This is a genomic window from Halobacillus halophilus DSM 2266, from assembly GCF_000284515.1.
Lineage (GTDB): Bacteria > Bacillota > Bacilli > Bacillales > Halobacillaceae > Halobacillus > Halobacillus halophilus.
Map to the genome: position 1 here is coordinate 3,595,938 of NC_017668.1, position 20,652 is coordinate 3,616,589.

Genomic DNA, 20,652 nt, shown 5'->3' on the forward strand with positions numbered 1-20,652 from the left:
TAAGGCGGAGTCTTTTTTTATTTCAGTTAAAAATCCTATTAACTTTCATTAAACACCCCCCAAAACCTTCCACCTCAGGTCACCCATAATTTGGATGACCTGAGGTGGAAGGTTTTTCTGCAATACAGCAGGAGGCTTGATATTTTATTCATATCATCATGGTGGACTTACATATAGTGTTAAAGAGCAATAACATGTCTGTATTAAAGCGAGGTGACAGCGTGGCTGTTATTCCTTACAACGAAGCGGACGTTAAGCTTCTTGGAAGACTCATGCGTGCAGAAGCAGAGGGTGATGGGCAACTGGGTATGCTTATGGTCGGGAACACGGGTGTTAATCGTGTACGGGGGGACTGTATTGATTTCACAGATATTGATTCGATCAGGCAGATGGTCTATCAAAGTCCAGGAGGCTTTGAAGCAACACAAAAAGGATACTTTTACCAGCGATCCCGCGAAAAGGACCGAAGGCTGGCAAGGAAAGTTATTAATGGCAAGCGGTATCATCCGGCCAGCAACTCTCTCTGGTTCTTCATGCCTGGAGGCAGCTGCCCGGCCCAGTGGTTTGGTCAATGGAATACAGGAAGGTTCAAATCCCACTGTTTTTATTCTCCTACTAGGTCTGCTTGTCCAAGTGTGTACTAATTTATTGAAGGAGTGAGTGAATTGGCTCAGAAAAAACCATCTATGGGAGGCGCCCAGCAAGGGCAGCAGCAAATGTATAATCAACCCACCTCCCCTTATTACGCGAGTAATCCATATATGTATTATTATCCAAGCGCTCCAGCTTCCAATCAGGGACAGGGAGGTTTTCCACCTGCATATAGTGGTGGCGGGCAGGTGCCTCAAATGCCTCAGGGACAGTCTGGCGGTATAAATCCACCTAATATGCTTCCCACAGAACAATCGTATATTGAAAACATTTTACGATTAAACGCCGGAAAGACCGCTACCGTGTACATGACATTCGAAAATAACGATCAGTGGAATGCCAAAGTTTTTAAAGGCATTATCGAAGCTGCCGGTAGGGACCATATCATTTTAAGTGATCCTGAAACAGGAAAACGTTATTTACTGCTGATGATCTATCTTGACTATATTACCTTTGATGAAGAAATTAATTATAGCTATCCGTTCAACGGTGGAGGATCAGGTTTCGCTCAGTACCAGCCAAGATAATCAGTTCGAACTCATAAAAAAACTCGCTAAAATCAGTTAGCGAGTTTTTCTCCTATTAATAGAAAAGGGTGAACCCATGAGACATCCTTATGAAAATTTTTATAAAGCCCAATTAGGAGCACTGGCATTAGCTGTGCTGTTAGCCGTTCTCGGGCTCTTTAAACTAGATCACCAGTGGATTATTCTGCTCATGTTTTATGTCTTGGCCGCAAGCTTTTTATTTGAAGCTTTAATTGAACTGAAAACCCAGAATATGCTCAACGCGATCATCCAACTTCTCCACGTGTTAATTATTTTCTTATTTACTACTATTCTTTATTTTTAAAGGTGTTTAATAACCGCATAACCAAGCAGAATCCAGCCGATTAAAAAGGATAGACCTCCGAGCGGGGTAATCATAGCAAACGTTTTAATACCTGTAGGCGCATAGATATAAAGACTTCCCGAGAAGAGAATAATGCCTGCTACGAAGAACCACCCTGCTCCCGTCATCAATCCGGTCTGGATTTTGCTCATTAATAAGGCGGTCACAAATAAAGCCATTGTATGGAACATTTGATAATTAACCGCTTTCCCCCATTGATCCAAGCCTTTTTCAGACACTTTCCCTTCTAGTCCATGTGCCCCAAAAGCTCCAAGAGCAACCGAAAGAAAGCCATTAATAACCGCTACAATTAAAATAAGTTTCATCATTTACCTCCTCCTAAAAATCGAAAATTGATGACCCGTTAGCATCATCATCCTCCAGCCGATTTTCTTCTTTCTTTGGTTTAGAGTCTGGAGTTTTATCGGCCCCCATCATCTGCCGTATTTCATCTGCCGTCGGTTCATGCATCTTTTGACTTCCTTGTTTAGAAGAGGTCGTGTCTTCCTGCCCCTGTTCTAAAAATAGATCCGCTAACAATCTTACAGAACGTATATGTTCACGAACTTTTTGCTCGTCACCGTGCTGAAGCATAGCTTCCTGTATTTCACTGGACATTTTTTTGAGAACGCTTTGATTTGGTATCGCCATATGGTCAGACTCCTTTATCTCATACTAAAGAAAATAGTGTTCTGTCGTAGTTTAACACGCCGCCTGTACTTCTGTCTTATGTTCCTTTCATCGTTCACAAAATAATGATTAATTAAGCATATATGCTTCTTCCTCCAAGAATAAAAGAGATCCCGATGATAATCATCAGGATCTCTTTCCAATTATTAGATGGAAGAATTTAAAAGATAATACCGATTTTGTTTAAGAAAATCAATACTATAAGGATGGGAGCCATCCACTTCACGATGAAATACCAGAAGCCTCCAATAGAAGAAGAGGACAAGTCCGCAGATTCCAGAGCTTCTGACTTTTTAAAGTACCATCCAACAAGAAGGGCCATGGACAGACCGCCTAGCGGCAGGAGAATATTGGAAGCAATATAATCCATGGAGTCCAGGATATTTTTTTCTCCAATCGGCGTGACGCCTGACCAAATACCGAATCCTAAGGAGACAGCGATGCCCATGACGAACATGATAGACCCCATAAGCACACTTGTCGCAAAGCGCGTCCAACTGAATACCCGCATAAAATAAGCTGTAGGTACTTCCAGAATGGAAACGGATGAAGAAAGAGAAGCCAAAATCAAGGCAAAGAAAAACACCAGGCCAATGATTCCTCCAAACGGCATCTGTTCAAAAATACTAGGAAGTGTAATGAATACGAGCGGTGGACCTGAGCTCGGATCTATACCAAAGGCAAAAACCGCAGGAAAGATTACGAGCCCTGAAATCACGGCAAAGAACGTATCCATTAAGCCAATACCTAAAGCGGCGCTTGGAAGTTTATTCTCTTTCCTTAAGTAACTTCCATACGTAAGCATCGCCCCCATCCCCAGACTAAGCGAGAAGAAGGCCTGACCGAGAGCAGCAATATAAATAGAAGGCTCACTTAATGCCGACCAATTCGGCTGGAATAAAAACTTCACTCCCTCTGAAGCACCATCAAGCGATAAACTGAAGACCGCAAGCGCGATGAGGATTAATGCCAACAGCGGCATAAAAATTTTATTCGCTGCTTCAATCCCTTTTTTAACACCACTTAATACAATAGTAATCGTTAATATCATGAAAAGTGCGGTCCAGGCAATTGGATGCCACGTATGGCTGATAAATTGTCCAAACGCTCCTTCATACCCGACTGCCGGCTGTGTAAAGAATGATCCATTGATATAATTCCAGAAATAAAAGATTGCCCAGCCTGCAACTACGGCATAAAAACTTAAGATAAGGAATGAGCTGATAATACCGAAAAAGCCTGTTAAATACCAGGGCGTTCCTTTAGCTAGCTTTTGAAAAGACCCTACTACATCGCTTTCTGCTTTCCGTCCAATACTTACCTCTGTAAGCAATAGAGGGATTCCTATAATAAGCACGAATAACAGATAAAGTAACAAGAAAGCTCCTCCACCGTTATTACCCGCCACGAATGAAAAGCGCCATATATTACCCAGTCCTACAGCTGAGCCCATAGCAGCCAGCATAAAACCTAATTTTGTCCCCCATTTTTCTCTGTGCATAAAAAACTCTCAACTCCTTTCCTACATTTCTCTCTACTTTTGTAGAGCAAAGCTGTCAGATGACCTCGTGGCCATACTAAATATCCATCAGCATACCATAGAATAAAAGGATGTCCATATGAATTCTGAAAATTTCATATTATTTACAGCCGTACATCAAAGTTTGAGGAGCTAACTGGGTTTTTCTCCCTTTCCCCAGATTGTTTTGGCTCAAATTCCATGCATTCAATTCCAGTTACATGAAGCACCAGCTTTGAAGGCATCTCCTTAGCTTTAAAACCATAGACAGCGCAGGCTCTAGGAAATGCTGGATTCCAAGTTGTATAAAAATGTTTACATTGAAAGCAATTAACCTGTCTCTTCATCTCCTGCCTCCTTTCACCCGGCAAACGTGGTAAAATCATCATAGCATAGCGAAATCTGCTTCACTAGGATGTGTACATAATGAAAGATTGGTTCGGAACAGGAAGCCGTTATCCCTTTGAAATACTTGGAGCCAGTCACATAACCATGCTTTTTATTTTCACGATTGTTCTTTTCGGTATTGCCCTGGCTTCTAAATGGCTTCATACACATGAACGGTTTCGTCAGGTTATGAGGTATTCTTTACTGGTCCTTCTTCTGCTTTCAGAGATCAGCTACCAGTTGTGGGCTTATGTAAATGGAGTCTGGAGCCTCGGCGGTCATGTCCCCCTGCACTTATGCGGAATTGCTTCTTTAATAGGGATCTACACTCTTATTACCTATCAGCCAACGCTTATAAAAATAAATTTTTTCATAGGCATTCTTCCTGCTCTTATTGCATTGATCACTCCTGATGTACCCTTTGACTTTCACCATTACCGTTTCTGGAAATTCTTCCTGCACCATATGGCTATCCCATGGGCAAGCTTGTTTCTTGTGGTGACCTCTTCTTTCCGTATTACCTGGAAGGATATGACCAATAGTTATCTACTATTAGTGGGGTATGCCTTAATTATAGGTTTTCTTAATCCTCTCATGGATGCAAATTATTTATATTTGGAGCACCCTCCCACTGTCTTTACTCCCCTCAGCCTTATGGGAGAAGGAATGATCTACTATCTTAATTTAGCTTTTACTGCGTTCCTTGCATTTGCTTTTATGTACGGATTTTATAAACTGGGATCCAGAATTAAACTTCTCTAAAAAATATAGCGTTCTGCAGCAGACCTCCCTATGCCTGTATGAGTTTTAACCAGCATGGCTCAATGATCGTCTCTGTTAAATATCCGTGTTGGTTTTTAAAGAAAAGCTCCCGTCTGTTTAAGACTCAATTCCGAGACAATTGGGTCCTTTACGTCAAATCAAGAGGGTTGGTGGGGAACGGCGAAGATTCCTGCGAGGTGAACATGATGGGTGAGCTCCCGGAAAGTCGCAAAGCCTGAGGAAGCTCACCACATGCCCGCGGAAAGCGAGTCGTTCCCTGTAGCCCCCTTTCTCCAAAAATATCTCGAAACCGAGTCTTACAGTATACAGCCTGTTAGTTTAATAAACCTTTTATTACAGATTCCTCTGCCTCTCATCCTTACAATCTCACCCCACATTTAAAGTAAAAAAATACCATCTCTTCTATAGAAGAGATGGTCGGTCATTAACGCTGATTATATAAATTTTCAAGTCTTTGAATTCTTGCTTCAAGAAGTTCATATTCTTCTTTTGAGACAAAGCCAAGTTCTTTCATGCGATCCTGAAACTTTGCTTTCGAATGGTCGGACCATTCTTTATCCACGTTCTCACCTTTGCTGATCCAGGAGTTGATCATCGTTTTTGCCTGCGCTGGACTCACATCCCCGTGTTTCACCATTTCATTTACCATTTTCTCGAATTTCTCTTTTCCACTGATAGCCGCTCCCAGCCCTAAATGAAATCCTTTCTTCAGTAAATCGCTCATACTTCATTCCTCCTATTATGATGTATTCGTTTAATCATTTTAAAATGACTCATGACACAGCTTATGAATCCTATAAGACCCAAGCCAAGCAGAGACACTCCTATCCAAATAGATGGCAGCACGGTTTGGATGACTGTAAGATACAATGCAGCAGCACCAGAGCCGATGAAAACGAGGGATAAAAAGGCATAAAATAAGTAAAATTGATGAAATAGATGGTTTCTCTGGTGGTAACTCTTCCACTCTCGCTCCTTGTCGCCATCTTCCAAATATTCAACGAGCGCTCTTGGTAAGGATAAGAGCGGACGGGCGGTTTCTTTAGCCACTTCTTTAAAAATAGAATAATTCGAGTCTTCTCCTGACACCCATTCCTTGATTACCGGACGTCCCCATTGAATCAGATCCACTTGAGGGTACACACTGCTTAGGACTCCGACGATAATCGAGGTAGCTCTGCCCAGAAAAGCATAATCAGCAGGAAGCTGGATCGGCTGGTCTTTAACAAATTGCTGAATATCTGTCATCACATCATTCATCATATTCGCATCCAGCTTGTCAAAGTTCCCTTCTAGATACATATCGGTCGTTTGCTTGATCAATTTCTTCACACGTTCCGTATCTGCGTTTTCCAATAAAAAATCCATATCCTGTAAAGCGGCGATCACCCTATCATAGTCTTCTAAAATAAAGCCTTGAACCATAGCCCTGAGAGAATTTGTGTCCTCCTGCCGTATTTCCCCCACCATCCCAAAATCAATAACCACAATCGTCCCATCTGATTGGAGCATTAGATTTCCTGGATGAGGATCCGAATGGAACATTCCAGCATCGAGGAACTGTTCAACACTTAAATCAAATAATGTTTTTGCAATTTGCTCCCGGCTTATTTGGTGTTTCTTTATAAACGATAAGTCTGTAATTTTGGTTCCTTCGATCCACTCCATAACAAGAACCCGTTTAGTAGACAAATCCGTGTAGTAATCCGGAATATAAACGGAAGGAAAATGGCTGAATCTCTTTTTGAATTGATTTCCGTTCTCAAGTTCCATCGTAAAGTCCAGTTCATTGCTGATTACCCTGACGACCTCACGGTACAAGGCTGGTAAATCAGCTTTTTTCCCATAGGATGTAAAATGGTCGACCAGCCAGAAAACAATTTTCAAAGCTTTGAAATCCATTTTAAAGATATCCTTCACACGGTATCGCTGAACTTTAACCGCGACAGCAGTTCCATCTTTTAATGAAGCTTTATAAACTTCACCGATGGAGGCTGATGCAACTGGATCTTCGTGAATGTTGGATAAATGCTCTTCCAGAGGTGCATTCCAGTCTTCTTCCATTATTTCTTTTGACCTGTAAAAAGGCATAGGTTCTACCCGGTCCACTAGCCCTTCTAATTCTTTAATAAAAGCTCGCGGAAGCAAGTCACCGCGTGAACTTAAAAACTGTCCAAACTTAATAAGGAGTCCGCCAAGCGCAATAGCCTTTTTACGGTATTCGCCTGCCTGCTTTTCCAGCATGTCTTCCCATTTCCTTTTGGTATCCTGATCCCAAATACGATGTCTCTTTTGAAACCAGAAAATTTGAACAAGGAACTTGATAGACATCCAAACAATAATGGCAATTCTATAAATCGATATGTATTTTAAGCGATTTTTCATCCTTCTGTCTCCCTTTTCAACAGTCCTATCTTCCATTTCCCCTGTCTTCTCCATATCAATCATGTAAATGACAGGAAGATCTGGCCACTACCTCATGCTTTAACTGCCTCCTCCCTGCCTCAGGCTTGAATTTTGATTAACTGTTGTGTCATGATTTGTTTAAAAAGAAAAGGTGATTCTATGAATATCAGCGAACTTGAAGTCAAGAATCTACATAAAGTTGCCAATTGGCTTTATCATATGAACGAAATAGACCACCACTATGTCGCCTGGCTGGCATCGGATCCTAACGAAATATTCGAACAAATATGGACGCTCACTCAGTTCAAGGAACCGTTGGCTTTCGTGGCATGGGAGGGAGAAGAAATCATTGGATTTCTAGGCATCCTGCCGTTTTTCGAACAAAAACTTTGCCGTTTGCTAGGACCATTCGCTACAAAAGAACACCAGGCAGTAATTGAAAGCATGTGGGATAAGGCTTCGGTCACTATGCAGCTACACTTCGATGTGGTGAAGGTGGCCTGCTTTGAAGCTAATCATCATTTGCTGGCTTTTACAAAACGTCATGATTTTGAATTATACAATGTAGAAAAGACGCTGGCTGTTCATCGCACGAACTTCGAACCTTCACATATGGAAAGTCATTCTATTACAGACATGCAACAAGATGATTTTGAGGCTATTGATAAGCTGCACCCCAAAGCATCGTATTATACGACAGAAGAAATGATTCAGTTATCCAGGCAGTCTGAGAATCAACTGTGGGGTTACCAATTAGATGGTGAAATAGCAGGTTACTTATATTTTGAAACGATTCTTGAGGGTCATGAAGGGGAAATATGTTTTGTGAACGTCGATAAACATGAACAGGGCAGCGGAATCGGAACGGAATTGATTGAACACGCACTGCAATACGCTTTTCACGCTCTCCATTTAGATGTAGTCACCCTATCCGTTCGCACACAGAATGAACAGGCGGAAAACCTTTATAGACACTTTGGATTTAGAGAAATCAATACCATCCATGCCTATCAAAAGACCATCGAAAAACAAAAACCGCCGGTACTCAACATTTTTCACTAATTACTTCCACATTCTTTAAGGAGGGGAAACTGTGATGGATAAAGTCATTAGAAACGCTTTACATTCAATTGGAGATCAGACTCCGATTGAATCCATGAAGCAAGTGAGTGGTGGAGATATCAATCAGTCGTATTACATCAGGACGAACAAACAACCTTACTTTATTAAAGGAAACGAAGGAGTTCCTTCTCACTTTTTCAAAGTAGAAGCCGATGGGCTCGAACGAATCCAAAAAACCCGTACCATCCAAGTTCCGCAAGTCCATTACTATGATGAACCGGAAAATGGTGAAAAAGGCGTACTCGTTATGGATTGGATCCAGCAAAGCGGTCAAGCATCCCCTGAAGAGCTGGGCAGGAACCTGGCCCTTATGCATAAAGAAACGGCTGATCATTATGGACTCGGGCATTCCACTTTTGTAGGGGAGCTGGACCAGCCTAATGATTGGAAAACTTCCTGGCTTGACTATTACAGGGACTACAGGCTGGCTCCTCAGCTTCAATTAGCCATCCAAAATGGACGAGCTTCCGCAAAACGACGTTCGAAACTCGAAGCGTTGTTAGAGAAACTCGATCAGTGGATACCAGAAAAACCTGAGGCTTCGCTCCTTCACGGAGATCTTTGGGGCGGGAACTGGATGTCAGATGCAGAGGGACGTCCTTACCTTATTGATCCTTCCGTCCTGTATGGAGATCATGCATTCGAACTCGCCTTCACAGAATTATTTGGAGGCTTTCCTTCTTCCTTTTATAAGGCTTACGAGCAGACATTCCCGCTCCCTTCCAACTATGAAGAGGTCAAACCGCTTTATCAACTCTTTTATTTGCTCGTTCATCTTAATATGTTCGGAGAAAGTTACGGGAGCAGCGTTGATCGAATCCTAAACCATTATACAGACTAAAACCAGCTATGATTTCACGTTAGTCTAACTTAAAAAAGACGCGAAATACGTTTGTTGCAATAAATATTTCTTATCCAACCGACTGGCCCAAAAGGCCAGTCTTTTTTTCAACACTTCCAACCCCAGTTTCCCTTCCTTGTAAAGGATAAGCTGTTTATTAAAATTCTCTTTTTCCATTGAAGACCAATCGTTTTTGAAATAACCGGCAATATGCTGACAAACATTGATATGGGAGCTACGAGTCGGTTTATCATTCAGAAGTTTTCTCAAATTAAGCTCATAGTTCTCCAATAATCGAACCTCTGATTCATGCGTATGATTGGCAGCTATTCGCCCCAATACCTTTAATTGTTCAGGTTGAAAAGCCATCAATAAATATTTTTGACGTGCGTGAAAAGTCTGGAGCGAATATCTCCCTATTTTCACTTTATGATAATCATCTAAGATAAAGAGTGTAGTAAACAATGGTTCATCATAACCGTGTAGAGTATCCGTCACTCTTTTCCTCAAACATAGAATACTTGGTATCGAACTTTCAATACTGACATCACCCACAACATGATCCCTCCTAAATCTTTCTATTACTCAAAAGGATTCCCTCCCTAATTTGTCGAATTAACATATATAAGGAACTAATCCTCCCTCTGATTGCCTATTGGTTTTTGTCGCTATCCGTATTAAAATATAAAATGCTGCATATTTATTCTGATTATCCCTTATAAAATAAAGCTCTGATAAGTTAAGCATGGTTACATAGGATGAAAGCGCCTGGATTTAACACCAACAGGAAGCAGAAAGAGATACAATGGATACTGCCATCAATAGACCGGCACATTTTCAGAACTAAAACTAATGAACGACAGGAGAGACATTGGATGAAAGCAAGAAATTTCAAACCATCATCACATTTACTTTTTATCATCCCTTCTCTGATCGGTATTTTTCTATTTATGTACCCGATCGTGGATATTGAGGATGGAGCCGTTACAATTCCGATTGCCGTTTTAGCTACATGGCTGCAGGAGCTCCTCGGAAGCTATTTATCCCTCATTATGATGATCATTATTTCGATTACAGCTATTGCCACCGTACTGGCAAAAATAGCAGGGCCAAACTCATTGGATAAATACCCTTTTTTCAAATCATTATTCCATGTACCCCCCGTTTGGGTTGTAACAAGAGTGCTGGGAATGATATTTGCTATTATGGTCTACTTTCAGATCGGGCCACAGGCAATCATTTCTGAAAATACAGGCGGACTGCTGCTGGACTCACTATTGCATGTATTATTCGCCGTCTTCTTGTTTGCGGGCTTATTCTTACCCCTTTTATTAAATTATGGACTATTGGAATTATTCGGTACATTATTAACTAAAATCATGCGTCCTCTATTCCGATTACCTGGTCGTTCTTCGATAGATTCCCTTGCTTCCTGGCTTGGCGACGGAACTATTGGAGTTCTGCTTACCAGTAAACAATACGAAGAAGGCTATTACACGAAAAGGGAAGCAGCCGTTATTGGTACCACATTCTCTGTTGTTTCCATTACCTTCAGCCTGGTGGTCATCGAACAAGTCGGTTTAGCTGATATGTTCATTCCTTTTTACTTAACGGTTGCACTAGCTGGTTTCATTGCGGCCCTAATTATGCCGAGAATTCCACCTCTGTCGCGCAAAATGAATACCTATGTGACGGAGGAAGCAGATGACAACAGTGAAGAAGTGCCTGATGAGCACAACATTTTCACCTACGGATATGTTCAAGCTGTTAAGCGTGGAAGTAAAGCTAAAGGAGTAACCGACTTCTTTAAACAGGGCGGACAAAACATTCTGGATATGTGGATGGGTGTAGCTCCCATCGTAATGGCGCTCGGAACGATCGCTCTTGTGATTGCGGAATTCACTCCTTTCTTTACATGGCTTGGAATGCCTTTTATTCCGTTATTGGAACTTATGCAGATTCCGTCAGCTCAAGCAGCTTCTGAAACTATTCTTGTAGGCTTTGCTGATATGTTCTTACCTGCTATTATCGGAGCTTCCATTGAAAGCGAAATGACCCGATTTATTATTGCTTGTCTATCGGTCACTCAGTTAATTTATATGTCTGAAGTCGGCGGGCTTCTATTAGGTTCAAAAGTGCCCGTGAACTTAACAGATCTGTTCATCATTTTTCTAGAGCGCACGATTATAACACTTCCTATTATTACCCTTGTCGCTCATCTTCTTTTCTAATTAAATTGGTCTCCCAATAGATAAACAAAAGTCTCAGAGTACATAATAATACTCTGAGACTTTTTCAGCTTGATCAGCTATTGTTATTGAGGCTGCGGTTTTCTTAATTTCTTAATAACTGCCTGGGCTGTACTCAAACTGGAACGCGGGTTCTGACCCGTGATAAAGTGTTCATCAACTTCTACATGATCTTTATCAGGATTGTCCCCTTCAAAGCCTGCTCCTTCTGCTTGCAGCTTCTCTTCAATAGTAAATGGCAGCAGACCCTCAATTCCTGTTTCCTTTTCCTCTGCGTCTGTAAATCCAGTCATGGTTCTACCTTTAACAATCGCTTCACCATTATGATCGGTCACCCCGATCAATCCAGCTGCCCCATGCCCTACGGAAGCAATTATTTTTTTCTTGGTGAGAAAATGTCTCAACACATGTTCTATCGTTTTATTATTGGGAAAATCCATCATAGCTCCGTGGCCTCCGCATAGGAACACAACTTCAAACTCGCTTGGATCAATTTCTGAAAGCAAGGGTGTATTATGAATCGGCTCCATCACACCGTCCCAAACTCTCGGAAGTTCATTACTATAACTGTGAGGATCGATTGGAATTCTTCCGCCTTTTAAACTTGCAGCTACCACCTCGAATCCTGCTTCTTTAAATTCCGTTGCCGGTTCTACAAAGTCTGACAACCACAAGCCTGTCTGGTGATCGCTGTCCAACTGATCCACATTCGTTGCAATCATTAGAATTTTAGTCATATTCCTCATCCTCCTTGTGAATCTTTACAATTAGCCTTCCCCATTGACCATTTTTCTTCCATATTCTTTATATAATAACTACATTAAATCTTCGTGCTGCTTATTATAGATAAGCTCCCGTTTGTTTAAGACTCAGTTTCGAGATATTAAAGCTAAGAGGACAGTCCTTCGGGGGATGATTTCGCTTTCCGGCCATGCACGACGCAGGGTCGTTCGACGTTGCCACAGGACGTGGCGATCTTAGTCGAACTTCTTATATGTGCTGTGCTTCCTCAGGCTTCGCCTTCCGGGATCTTACCGATCATGTTCATCCCACAGAAGTCTACATCATCCCCCTCCGGACCTTGCGAAATAGGGAGTTTAAGTTAACCTAAGAGCGACGCTAAATTTCTAGCGAATTCAAGTGCTTAACCCCCGTTATATAAGCATTTAAGGTTGCTTGAGGGCGCTACCTTCTCTTATAAAAGGGGCCGTTATTCTCACGCGGCTGGGTTAGCGAAGGAAACGACGAGACTCCCGCGGGAGAAGGAGCTAGGCGAGACCCCACAGGGAGTGATAACGACCGAGGAGGCTCCTGGTAAAAGGAGGATCGACTAAGGCCGCCACGTCCTGTGGCAACGTCGATCGACCCTACATCGTGTAGGGCCTCAAATGTGGAATCACCCTGAAAGACACGACCAGCATAAGCCGACCATCAAAAGGATTGCGGTTTTTCAATCCGTTGATGAGCGGCTTATGTCTCGAGTGTCTGGGTGATGGAACAAGACGAGTTGTTTCCGTAGCCAGCCACTCTCTATATCAGCAAAGGACCAAAGATATCTCGAAACTGAGTCTTCAACTATCCGGCCATTTTGTTTAATATCCTAATTCTAAACAAACCTGTAGTCACGTTTGATATGCAAAAAAATGCGAGCCCGTATAGGACTCGCACTTCTTCGTTCATTCATTTATTAAGGTTGATAGTTGGAATCTTTATTAGAGTGCCTATGCCACCAATGCTTTATCAATTGGGTGCGTCCTTCGATTAAAGGCTGAGTCAATGTGCGGATTATACTGCTTGAAAGCAGGTAAACAATAAGCGCAGCCACAATAGCAAGACCAAGGATATCGAAAATAGATCCTACTTTAAACCACTCAGCCTGTCTGAAGAATTGGATGAAGAAACCATGCAGTAAATATACATACAAAGTTTTTCCGCCAAGATAGGAGAAACGATATTCTTTCCCAGGTACCCAGGATAATACACTTACCGTCATAACAGCAGCAAGCAGATACACCATTAAGCGGATCAAGCCGCCGAATTCTGGATTTCCCAGATCTGCATATGATTTAGAACCAAGCAGCCACCCTGAACTTACTTCCGGAAAAGCAGCGATAAGTCCAGCTGTTAAAGCCATCACCACAAGCCCTATTTCTCTTGCACGCCGCGTTCTAAACAGTTTCACATGCTCTTTCGTCAGCCAGTACCCGGCAAGGAAAAACGGGAAAAACACAAATGTTCTGGATAAGCTGAAACTGTGGCCGATATCGTTGAAGTACCCAACTACAAGCCCAACCTCCACGGCAATGGTAATTCCGATAATAGGCGGGATCTTTTTGAACCAGTACAACAGAATATGCCAACAGAATAAACTAAACAAGAACCAAAGCGACCAGTGAGGATAAAAAGGTCCATTGAGCCATCCGTCTTTTCCAATAAAGAAGAAATATCCCGTATAGGCAAGCTGGAAGATAAGGTAAGGCAATATCAGTTTTTTAGCCAATTGAATGATGTAATCTTTATGCCCTGACCCTTTGGCAAAAAAGCCGGCCAGGAAGATGAACGCAGGCATATGAAAAGTATAAATCCACGTATAGAGGGTGTACATGGGAACTGATCCATCTGTAAACGGCTGGATCATATGACCAAATACCACTAAAAAAATCAGCAATAATTTTGCATTATCGAAAAACACATCACGCTTCATTATTTTCACCCTTCGCTCTTCAAATTTCCTAGTCTGAAAAATTGTCCTATACTCTATTTATCACATTTTTAAAGATTTGATACCGTTTTTATTATTTTTTAAACAAACTGTAAACTACCTGTCAATTCTGTCTCTTTTCTGTCATGGAACAAAGATACAAAAATCCTCTTCTGCGCTTCATGCAGAAGAGGATGAATTTACGGTTTTATTCAAATTCAATGGCCCAATTTCCATTTCTGAAAATCGGCTCAAACTCGCCATCTTTAGTTTCTCCATCAATATGCAACTCTGGCGAACCCATCATGAAGTCTTCATGAACCAGACTATCATTAACACCGTGGTGATCCATTTGTTCCTCATCAAAGGAAGAACCGTCTTTAATATTAGTCGGGTATGCCTTGCCCAAAGCTAAATGACAGGAAGCATTCTCATCATAAAGCGTATTAAAGAAGATATGACCGGACTTAGAAATTGGAGATTCGTTCGGCACAAGCGCAACTTCCCCTAGTTGTTTCGCTCCATCATCTGTATCAAGCAAGTGTTTCAAAGTATCTTCACCAGATTCGGCTGAATAATCAACCACTTTACCGCTCTTAAACGTAAGAGTAAAGTTTTCAATCAAGTTCCCGCCATAGTTGAGCGGCTTCGTACTCGTCACTTTACCATCTACACCATATTTGTGGGGCATGGTAAATACTTCTTCTGTCGGCATATTCGGATTGAATTCAGTACCCTGTTGAGAAGTTGCTGAACCGCCATGCCAAATATGATCCTCGACTAATTCAATCGACAATTCAGTGCCTGGAGCTTTATAATGAAGTTTTCTATATTGCTTTTTATTTAAATATTCACGTGCCTGGCGCAAACGTTCATTATGCTCATTCCAAGCTTCAATTGGATCTTCCTGATCAATCCGTGTGATCTGAAAGATTTGTTCCCAAAGTTTGTCCTGAGCCTGTTCGGAAGAAAGCTCTGGAAATACTTTTTCTGCCCAGGCCTTCTGGGGATAAGCGACAATACTCCATGTGGTTTTATCATTCATAATGTAATCGCGATATTTAGTAAGTGCCTGAGCACTCGCTTTATTAGCTTTAGCTACGCGTTCAGAATCCACATCTTTCAATAAATCCGGATTCGGACCGTAAATTGAGAGAAGAGAATAGCCATCAGCAACCATCTCCTCCAGCCCTTCTGCCTTCCATTTAGGGAAGTTCTCAAGTACCTCCATTGGAGCATTTTTCATTTTGAGATAACTTAATACTTCATCGCCCCACTCAACGTGAACGTTCTTGGCTCCTTTACCGTAAGCCTTAGCAGAAATGGTGCGAACAAGATCTGCTGCCTCAATCGGGGCATTAATAATCAGCCCCTGGCCTCTTTGTAAATTAACTCCTTTTTCCAGGGCTAATTCTGCGTATTTTTCTAATTGCTTTTGATTTGCTGTCAAATTGATACCTCCCAAAACTGAGATTGTCATTATATTATTTCATATCTGCCATCCATTTCCTAATTAAATGCCGAATCTTGAATTTTAACCAGGAAAAACATAGTTCTTATACTTATGTTCACCTTTTTCTATATGAAAAAACAAAAAGTGGGTTAGTTTATTTTTATCCAGGGTAGGAAATAGAAGAATTTAAACTAACTAAGAATGGTGATTATATGGGTTTCTTTTACTATATTAGAAAATATTTTAAAATGTCGAAACGTCAGCGTAAAAGTGAGTTAAAATCCACCCTCTGGTTTATGCCTTTCTGGTATATAGTAGGAGCAGTCGGCCTTTCTGCTTTTACTTTTTATCTAGATTACATTGTGGATGTCAGCCTGTATTTGCCAGCTGCGATCGGGTTCAGCGGTCAGACGCTTCAGGTTCTTTTGAGTGCGCTCGTAGGAGGGGTGCTAACCTTAAGCGCATTTACGATCAACTCCCTGCTTGTAGCCCTTACCACGTTCAGCGGCCAGTTTTCTTCCAAAATGCTTGTAAACTTTGTAAGTGACCGTGCGACACAGCACGTACTAGGAATATTTAACGGAAGTTTCATATATGTACTTCTAAACTTCTTATACGTCACTCATGAAGAAGAAGAATATATCGTCGCTACACCTGCTCTATCTATTTTAACTGCCATCACAGCTGCCGTGACCTTTATATATTTTATCAACCATACAACGACCTGGATGCAGGTTCACAACATCAGTTACAATATGAATTCCAAGTCAAAATCTGTCCAGGCTTCTTTAGAGAAAGAACTGAAGCCCTATCATCTTGAAAAGAGCGTTGAGAAAGCAGAACTGCCTACAGAAGCAGATGGAAAGATTATCGAAGCCAATCAACCGGGTTATTTTCAAGTGGCTGATTTCTCCCGCCTCATTAAGCAGGCTAAACGAGATAATAGTCTCATACGGTTTGATGTCAGAATCGGAGAATTCGTCGTAGCGGGTACGCCAGTAGTCACTTATTGGGAAAATGAAGAAAAGGTGGACCCTGCTCGATATCTGAAATCTATTGAGATTGGAATTAAGCAAACTGAAATTCAAGATCTGGAATACGGATTAATCAAGCTTGCCGAGGTAGCCATTAAGGCTCTGGGGCATAACGACCCTCTAACCGTTACGAACACTATTCACCAAATAGCAGATCTATTAAAGAGTATAGGTCAATCTTCGAATTTCTCTCCCTATCTTTTCGATCAGGAACAGGAACTTCGTATTATCTTAAATCAAAAGGATTTCAGATATTACCTTCACAAGGGATTTGCATCCATACGCGAATACGCGAACCAAAATTCGGCGGTCATGACCGAATTGCTGACGATGGTAGCCCTGCTTAGTAAAACAATGGATCAGTCCGTCCACAAAGATTTATGGGAATTTGCCCGCCAGACGATTTTAGGATTTGATAATTACAGCCTTTATGAAAATGATTGCCTTTATATTTTAGAACAATTATCCGTGCTTGCAAAAAATACAGGTAACCAGAAAGATTATCTTTTTCTACTCGAATACATGCTGGAAAGAGTCAGCTCTAAAAGCGCCTCCAAGGTACCATCTTCGCTTTAGAGTGACCTAAAAAAAGAAGCAGAGAGCAGATCAGGAGCTGCTCTTTGCTTCTTTTTCATTTTTAAACATTTCAATCGCCCGAACGCGCATGGTTTTATGATCCACCATTGGCTCAGGATAGTCTTCCCCAATGACACAATTCGCTTGCTCCTGGTCTTTCTCAGACATTTTAGCCGGCTCATGAATATATTTTTTATCGACATCTATTAATTCCGGCACCCATTCTTTAATAAAGCGCCCGTGAGGATCGAAACGTTCCGACTGTCTAGTAGGGTTAAATACCCGGAAATAAGGAACTGGATCTGTCCCTGTAGAGGCTGCCCACTGCCAGCCGCCAATGTTAGAAGCCGGATCATAGTCAATCAGCTGCTCTGCGAAGTATCTTTCTCCTGCACGCCAATCCATCAGCAAATCCTTGGTTAGAAAAGAAGCTACAGCCATGCGAAGACGGTTGTGCATCCACCCTGTCTCATTCATCTGCCTCATAGCCGCATCGATAATTGGAAATCCTGTCCGGCCCTCTTTCCATTGGTTAAAAAGATCTTCATCATAATTCCAGGGCAATCCCCGATATTTCTCAACCATTTCTTCATCTCCGGCATTCGGATAAAAGTGATAAATCATATTATAGAAATCACGCCACGCAAGCTCTGAAATATACGTTTCGACCCCTTCAGTATTTTTGCGGTAGTCCACTTGATCATGAATTAAATGATAAACTGTTCGAATGGAAATAGCACCAGTTCTTAAGAAGCGGGACATCCGACTTGTACCATCCACCGCTGGAAAATCCCGTTCTTTTTCATATTCATAAATTGCTTCATCGAGAAAATCGTAAAAGTGGTCAAGGGCATTGTTTTCGCCGACTTTATCAAATTCTCTCGTTGTCTTGCTGATTAAATTTTTGTAAGCTTTGTAACCATCCTCAAACTCATCATTCTTGTCTACAGCAAGCTGGGATAATCGTTCATGATCTACTTTTTGGACAGCTGGCTTTTGCAGCTGCTTCCACTGTTTATAGTAAGGTGTGAATACTTTATAATATCCGCCAGTTTTTTTAGTTACTTCCTTCGCCCCGTGCATATGATGATCGATATAACTGAAGACCTGAACGTCTGAATCGTTTAAATACTCTTTAACTTCATGATCTCTTTTCAGGCCAAAGCCTGACTCATCTCGATTATAATAAACAGCTTCTACTTGATGTTTTTCAACTAGCTGAGCGAACGCTGCGCTTATCTTTCCTTCTATAAAATGAACGACTAGCCCCTTCTCTTCTGCGTCATCTACAAAAGCCTTCAAGGTTTGAAAAAAGTAGTCATGCCTTGCAGTAAATTCCTCATTCAGGTCAGGATGGATATGAAAAAATAAAAGGATTTCATCCTCATCGCCTGCATGTTCCAAAGCTTTATTTATCGCTGTTTGATCATTTAATCGTAAATCTCTGCGAAACCATATCGCTCGAGTTGTCATGGCTTCCACTCTCCCTGTCTTTTTCTATCTAATCTTCATTGTAACGAATGTCTGTTCCACCCTCACGTTTTAATAGGTAAGCTTTGATATAGTCTTTGCTTCTTCACTAGTGGCCCAGTTACCCGTCGTTCATTTTCCATAAAAAGCTTATACAACAAAAGGGCCGGATAGTTGAAGACTCAGTTTCGAGATATCTGAGGTCCGTTGCTGATATAGAGAGGGGCTGGCTACGGAAACAACTCGCTTTCCTGCGGCCCTACACGAAGTAGGGTCGATCGACGTTGCCACAGGACGTGGCGATCTTAGTCGATCCTCCTTTTACTATAAGCCTCCTCGCTCGCTTCACTCCCTGCGGGGTCTCGCCTAGCTCCTTCTCCCGCGGGAGTCTCGTCGTTTCCTCCGCCATCCTATGTTTGAGGAGTGCACGGACCCTTATATAAGAAAGGTAATCGTTCTGGATCAGACTTAACCCCTTATATATCAGGGATTGTACACTTAAATAAGCTAGATACTCTTTTGCTCTCCAGTTAATTTTAGTAGGCAGTTTTGGTGGATTTCGAGTTTCTTATTCGACCAAGTCCGGAGGGGGACGATGTAGACTCCTAGGTTAAAAGCGGAAGCACCTTGGTCAGCGGCGTATGGACTGGACATAGGAAGTTCGACTAAGATCGCCACGTCGTGTGGCAACGTCGAACGCCCCTGCGTCATGCAGGGCCAAATGTGGAGGTGCCTTGTCCAGCCTCGACAAGCTTAAGAACGATCATGAAAGGAAGTGCTCTTCTTCCTATCATGGTTGGACTTAAGACCTCGAGAGGCTAGGCACCGAAACTAGCCTTGAGCTGGCGGAGATAAAGAAAACACGAAGAGCGGAGCGATTCGATGTTGCCTTATCGTACAGAAGTGAGGGAAGTCTCACTAGACGCTAGGTGCTGGAGCTGGATAGCTCTCCATGTCGTTTATGTCCTGATATAAGCTAAGTATTAATAAAAGTGTAAGAGCGGGATGAACATGATCGGTGAGATCCCGCAGGGCTGTTAAGCCCGAGGAAGCTCACCTCAAGGGATGTTCGACTAAGATCGCCACGTCCTGTGGCAACGTCGAACGACCCTGCATCGTGCAGGGCCGGAAAGCGAAATCGTCCCCCGGAGGCCCTTCTGCTCCTCCAATGTCTCGATACTGAGTCTTCAAGTAATGGGAGCTTTCCTGAAAGATCAGTTTCGCTACTTTTGTTAAATTACACCACCTTAACGACAAATTACCCAAATATTGAATCTTCAAGATAATGTACTAATCGCATTCTATTTCCTTATTGAAGATCACTAACAACCTGTACTGTCGCTGTCAGGTAAAAAAACAGGCTGCCGCTGATTTGCGACAACCTGTCCACTTTTACTGATCAAATGTTTTCATTAATGTTGCCATTTCGATAGCTCCGGTCGCGGCTTCCCAGCCTTTATTGCCTGCTTTAGTTCCCGCACGCTCAATGGCCTGTTCAATCGTATCCGTCGTAACAATCCCAAAGATGACAGGAACGCCGCTATGTTGAGAAGCCTGCGAAACTCCTTTCGCAGCTTCTCCACATACGTAATCAAAATGAGGAGTAGATCCTCGAATTACGGCACCTAAAGTAATTACGGCATCATAGTTACCAGTTTTAGCCATTTTAGAGGCTACAAGAGGGATCTCAAATGCTCCCGGCACATGAGCTGTTTCCACTCCATCCATATCCACTCCATGGCGTTTTAGAGCATCCAAAGCTCCCTCATACAGCTTACTAGTAATAAAATCATTGAACCTTCCTACCACAATACCAACTTTCAAACCTGTTCCTACTAAATTTCCTTCGTATGTCTTTACCATCTTATTCCGCTCCTTT

At 42.0% G+C, this 20,652-nt stretch carries 20 protein-coding genes; 8 read left to right on the forward strand and 12 right to left on the reverse strand.

Features of this window, described 5'->3' with window-relative positions:
• Nucleotides 1-221 precede the first annotated feature (221 nt).
• The 3 genes from HBHAL_RS17705 to HBHAL_RS17715 all read left to right on the forward strand — a co-directional run bounded on the left by HBHAL_RS17705 (nt 222) and on the right by HBHAL_RS17715 (nt 1,503).
• Nucleotides 222-644 carry a cell wall hydrolase gene (locus HBHAL_RS17705; RefSeq protein WP_014644883.1) on the forward strand — a complete coding sequence of 141 codons (423 nt, stop codon included), beginning with the start codon at nt 222-224 and terminating at the stop codon, nt 642-644.
• Between the two features lie 21 nt (nt 645-665).
• Nucleotides 666-1,178: a spore coat protein GerQ gene (gene gerQ / locus HBHAL_RS17710; protein WP_014644884.1), complete on the forward strand. Its 513-nt coding sequence runs from the start codon at nt 666-668 to the stop codon at nt 1,176-1,178.
• A 76-nt stretch (nt 1,179-1,254) separates the two neighbouring features.
• Nucleotides 1,255-1,503, forward strand: coding sequence for a hypothetical protein (locus HBHAL_RS17715; protein WP_014644885.1), 249 nt, complete (start codon nt 1,255-1,257; stop codon nt 1,501-1,503).
• Here HBHAL_RS17715 and HBHAL_RS17720 read toward each other — a convergent pair.
• The 4 genes from HBHAL_RS17720 to HBHAL_RS17735 all read right to left on the reverse strand — a co-directional run bounded on the left by HBHAL_RS17720 (nt 1,500) and on the right by HBHAL_RS17735 (nt 4,098).
• Nucleotides 1,500-1,868, reverse strand: coding sequence for a DUF423 domain-containing protein (locus HBHAL_RS17720; protein WP_041601758.1), 369 nt, complete (start codon nt 1,866-1,868; stop codon nt 1,500-1,502). The genes HBHAL_RS17715 and HBHAL_RS17720 overlap by 4 nt on opposite strands.
• A gap of 13 nt (nt 1,869-1,881) precedes the next feature.
• On the reverse strand, nt 1,882-2,193 hold the full coding sequence (locus tag HBHAL_RS17725) for a YwdI family protein (RefSeq protein ID WP_014644887.1): 312 nt from the start codon (nt 2,191-2,193) through the stop codon (nt 1,882-1,884).
• Nucleotides 2,194-2,392: 199 nt separating this feature from the next.
• Nucleotides 2,393-3,733, reverse strand: a complete 1,341-nt coding sequence (locus HBHAL_RS17730) for a sodium-dependent transporter (RefSeq protein ID WP_014644888.1) — start codon at nt 3,731-3,733, stop codon at nt 2,393-2,395.
• A gap of 143 nt (nt 3,734-3,876) precedes the next feature.
• On the reverse strand, nt 3,877-4,098 hold the full coding sequence (locus HBHAL_RS17735; protein WP_041601444.1) for a hypothetical protein: 222 nt from the start codon (nt 4,096-4,098) through the stop codon (nt 3,877-3,879).
• 79 nt (nt 4,099-4,177) lie between these two features.
• Here HBHAL_RS17735 and HBHAL_RS17740 point away from each other — a divergent pair, with 79 nt between their 5' ends.
• The gene (locus tag HBHAL_RS17740; RefSeq protein WP_014644889.1) at nt 4,178-4,900 is read left to right on the forward strand and encodes a YwaF family protein; all 723 of its coding nucleotides are present in this window, start codon (nt 4,178-4,180) and stop codon (nt 4,898-4,900) included.
• Between the two features lie 445 nt (nt 4,901-5,345).
• Here the strand turns inward: HBHAL_RS17740 and HBHAL_RS17745 are convergent, their stop codons facing one another.
• Complete coding sequence (locus tag HBHAL_RS17745; RefSeq protein ID WP_014644890.1) at nt 5,346-5,645, reverse strand: phasin family protein; 300 nt, start codon at nt 5,643-5,645, stop codon at nt 5,346-5,348.
• The gene (locus HBHAL_RS17750) at nt 5,642-7,306 is read right to left on the reverse strand and encodes an ABC1 kinase family protein (protein ID WP_014644891.1); all 1,665 of its coding nucleotides are present in this window, start codon (nt 7,304-7,306) and stop codon (nt 5,642-5,644) included. The genes HBHAL_RS17745 and HBHAL_RS17750 overlap by 4 nt, the downstream gene beginning before the upstream one ends.
• Before the next feature lie 180 nt (nt 7,307-7,486).
• Here HBHAL_RS17750 and HBHAL_RS17755 point away from each other — a divergent pair, with 180 nt between their 5' ends.
• Nucleotides 7,487-8,389, forward strand: a complete 903-nt coding sequence (locus HBHAL_RS17755) for a GNAT family N-acetyltransferase (RefSeq protein ID WP_014644892.1) — start codon at nt 7,487-7,489, stop codon at nt 8,387-8,389.
• A gap of 34 nt (nt 8,390-8,423) precedes the next feature.
• The gene (locus HBHAL_RS17760; RefSeq protein ID WP_014644893.1) at nt 8,424-9,290 is read left to right on the forward strand and encodes a fructosamine kinase family protein; all 867 of its coding nucleotides are present in this window, start codon (nt 8,424-8,426) and stop codon (nt 9,288-9,290) included.
• A gap of 24 nt (nt 9,291-9,314) precedes the next feature.
• Here HBHAL_RS17760 and HBHAL_RS17765 read toward each other — a convergent pair whose 3' ends face one another.
• Nucleotides 9,315-9,845 (reverse strand): YbgA family protein, encoded by a 531-nt coding sequence (locus tag HBHAL_RS17765; protein ID WP_014644894.1) that lies wholly within the window; start codon nt 9,843-9,845, stop codon nt 9,315-9,317.
• 320 nt (nt 9,846-10,165) lie between these two features.
• Here HBHAL_RS17765 and HBHAL_RS17770 point away from each other — a divergent pair, with 320 nt between their 5' ends.
• A complete protein-coding gene (locus HBHAL_RS17770; protein WP_014644895.1) occupies nt 10,166-11,521 on the forward strand; it encodes a YjiH family protein in 1,356 nt (451 codons plus the stop codon).
• A gap of 83 nt (nt 11,522-11,604) precedes the next feature.
• Here HBHAL_RS17770 and HBHAL_RS17775 read toward each other — a convergent pair whose 3' ends face one another.
• The 3 genes from HBHAL_RS17775 to HBHAL_RS17785 all read right to left on the reverse strand — a co-directional run bounded on the left by HBHAL_RS17775 (nt 11,605) and on the right by HBHAL_RS17785 (nt 15,690).
• Nucleotides 11,605-12,276 carry a type 1 glutamine amidotransferase domain-containing protein gene (locus HBHAL_RS17775; RefSeq protein ID WP_014644896.1) on the reverse strand — a complete coding sequence of 224 codons (672 nt, stop codon included), beginning with the start codon at nt 12,274-12,276 and terminating at the stop codon, nt 11,605-11,607.
• Nucleotides 12,277-13,226: 950 nt separating this feature from the next.
• The gene (locus tag HBHAL_RS17780; protein WP_014644897.1) at nt 13,227-14,243 is read right to left on the reverse strand and encodes an acyltransferase family protein; all 1,017 of its coding nucleotides are present in this window, start codon (nt 14,241-14,243) and stop codon (nt 13,227-13,229) included.
• Between the two features lie 205 nt (nt 14,244-14,448).
• A complete protein-coding gene (locus HBHAL_RS17785; protein ID WP_014644898.1) occupies nt 14,449-15,690 on the reverse strand; it encodes an aminopeptidase in 1,242 nt (413 codons plus the stop codon).
• A 251-nt stretch (nt 15,691-15,941) separates the two neighbouring features.
• Between HBHAL_RS17785 and HBHAL_RS17790 the strand changes: the two genes are divergently transcribed.
• Nucleotides 15,942-17,303, forward strand: coding sequence for a DUF2254 domain-containing protein (locus HBHAL_RS17790; protein WP_158512392.1), 1,362 nt, complete (start codon nt 15,942-15,944; stop codon nt 17,301-17,303).
• Between the two features lie 30 nt (nt 17,304-17,333).
• Here the strand turns inward: HBHAL_RS17790 and HBHAL_RS17795 are convergent, their stop codons facing one another.
• Nucleotides 17,334-18,776 carry a cryptochrome/photolyase family protein gene (locus HBHAL_RS17795; protein WP_014644900.1) on the reverse strand — a complete coding sequence of 481 codons (1,443 nt, stop codon included), beginning with the start codon at nt 18,774-18,776 and terminating at the stop codon, nt 17,334-17,336.
• Nucleotides 18,777-20,165: 1,389 nt separating this feature from the next.
• Complete coding sequence (gene ribH, locus HBHAL_RS17805) at nt 20,166-20,636, reverse strand: 6,7-dimethyl-8-ribityllumazine synthase (RefSeq protein ID WP_014644901.1); 471 nt, start codon at nt 20,634-20,636, stop codon at nt 20,166-20,168.
• Nucleotides 20,637-20,652 lie beyond the last annotated feature (16 nt).

Coding starts and splice junctions, on each gene's coding strand:
- HBHAL_RS17715 (WP_014644885.1), top strand. CDS start 1,255: ATGAGACATCCTTATGAAAATTTTTATAAAGCCCAATTAGGAGCACTG.
- HBHAL_RS17720 (WP_041601758.1), bottom strand. CDS start 1,868: ATGAAACTTATTTTAATTGTAGCGGTTATTAATGGCTTTCTTTCGGTT.
- HBHAL_RS17725 (WP_014644887.1), bottom strand. CDS start 2,193: ATGGCGATACCAAATCAAAGCGTTCTCAAAAAAATGTCCAGTGAAATA.
- HBHAL_RS17730 (WP_014644888.1), bottom strand. CDS start 3,733: ATGCACAGAGAAAAATGGGGGACAAAATTAGGTTTTATGCTGGCTGCT.
- HBHAL_RS17735 (WP_041601444.1), bottom strand. CDS start 4,098: ATGAAGAGACAGGTTAATTGCTTTCAATGTAAACATTTTTATACAACT.
- HBHAL_RS17740 (WP_014644889.1), top strand. CDS start 4,178: ATGAAAGATTGGTTCGGAACAGGAAGCCGTTATCCCTTTGAAATACTT.
- HBHAL_RS17745 (WP_014644890.1), bottom strand. CDS start 5,645: ATGAGCGATTTACTGAAGAAAGGATTTCATTTAGGGCTGGGAGCGGCT.
- HBHAL_RS17750 (WP_014644891.1), bottom strand. CDS start 7,306: ATGAAAAATCGCTTAAAATACATATCGATTTATAGAATTGCCATTATT.
- HBHAL_RS17755 (WP_014644892.1), top strand. CDS start 7,487: ATGAATATCAGCGAACTTGAAGTCAAGAATCTACATAAAGTTGCCAAT.
- HBHAL_RS17760 (WP_014644893.1), top strand. CDS start 8,424: ATGGATAAAGTCATTAGAAACGCTTTACATTCAATTGGAGATCAGACT.
- HBHAL_RS17770 (WP_014644895.1), top strand. CDS start 10,166: ATGAAAGCAAGAAATTTCAAACCATCATCACATTTACTTTTTATCATC.
- HBHAL_RS17775 (WP_014644896.1), bottom strand. CDS start 12,276: ATGACTAAAATTCTAATGATTGCAACGAATGTGGATCAGTTGGACAGC.
- HBHAL_RS17780 (WP_014644897.1), bottom strand. CDS start 14,243: ATGAAGCGTGATGTGTTTTTCGATAATGCAAAATTATTGCTGATTTTT.
- HBHAL_RS17790 (WP_158512392.1), top strand. CDS start 15,942: ATGTCGAAACGTCAGCGTAAAAGTGAGTTAAAATCCACCCTCTGGTTT.
- HBHAL_RS17795 (WP_014644900.1), bottom strand. CDS start 18,776: ATGACAACTCGAGCGATATGGTTTCGCAGAGATTTACGATTAAATGAT.
- ribH (WP_014644901.1), bottom strand. CDS start 20,636: ATGGTAAAGACATACGAAGGAAATTTAGTAGGAACAGGTTTGAAAGTT.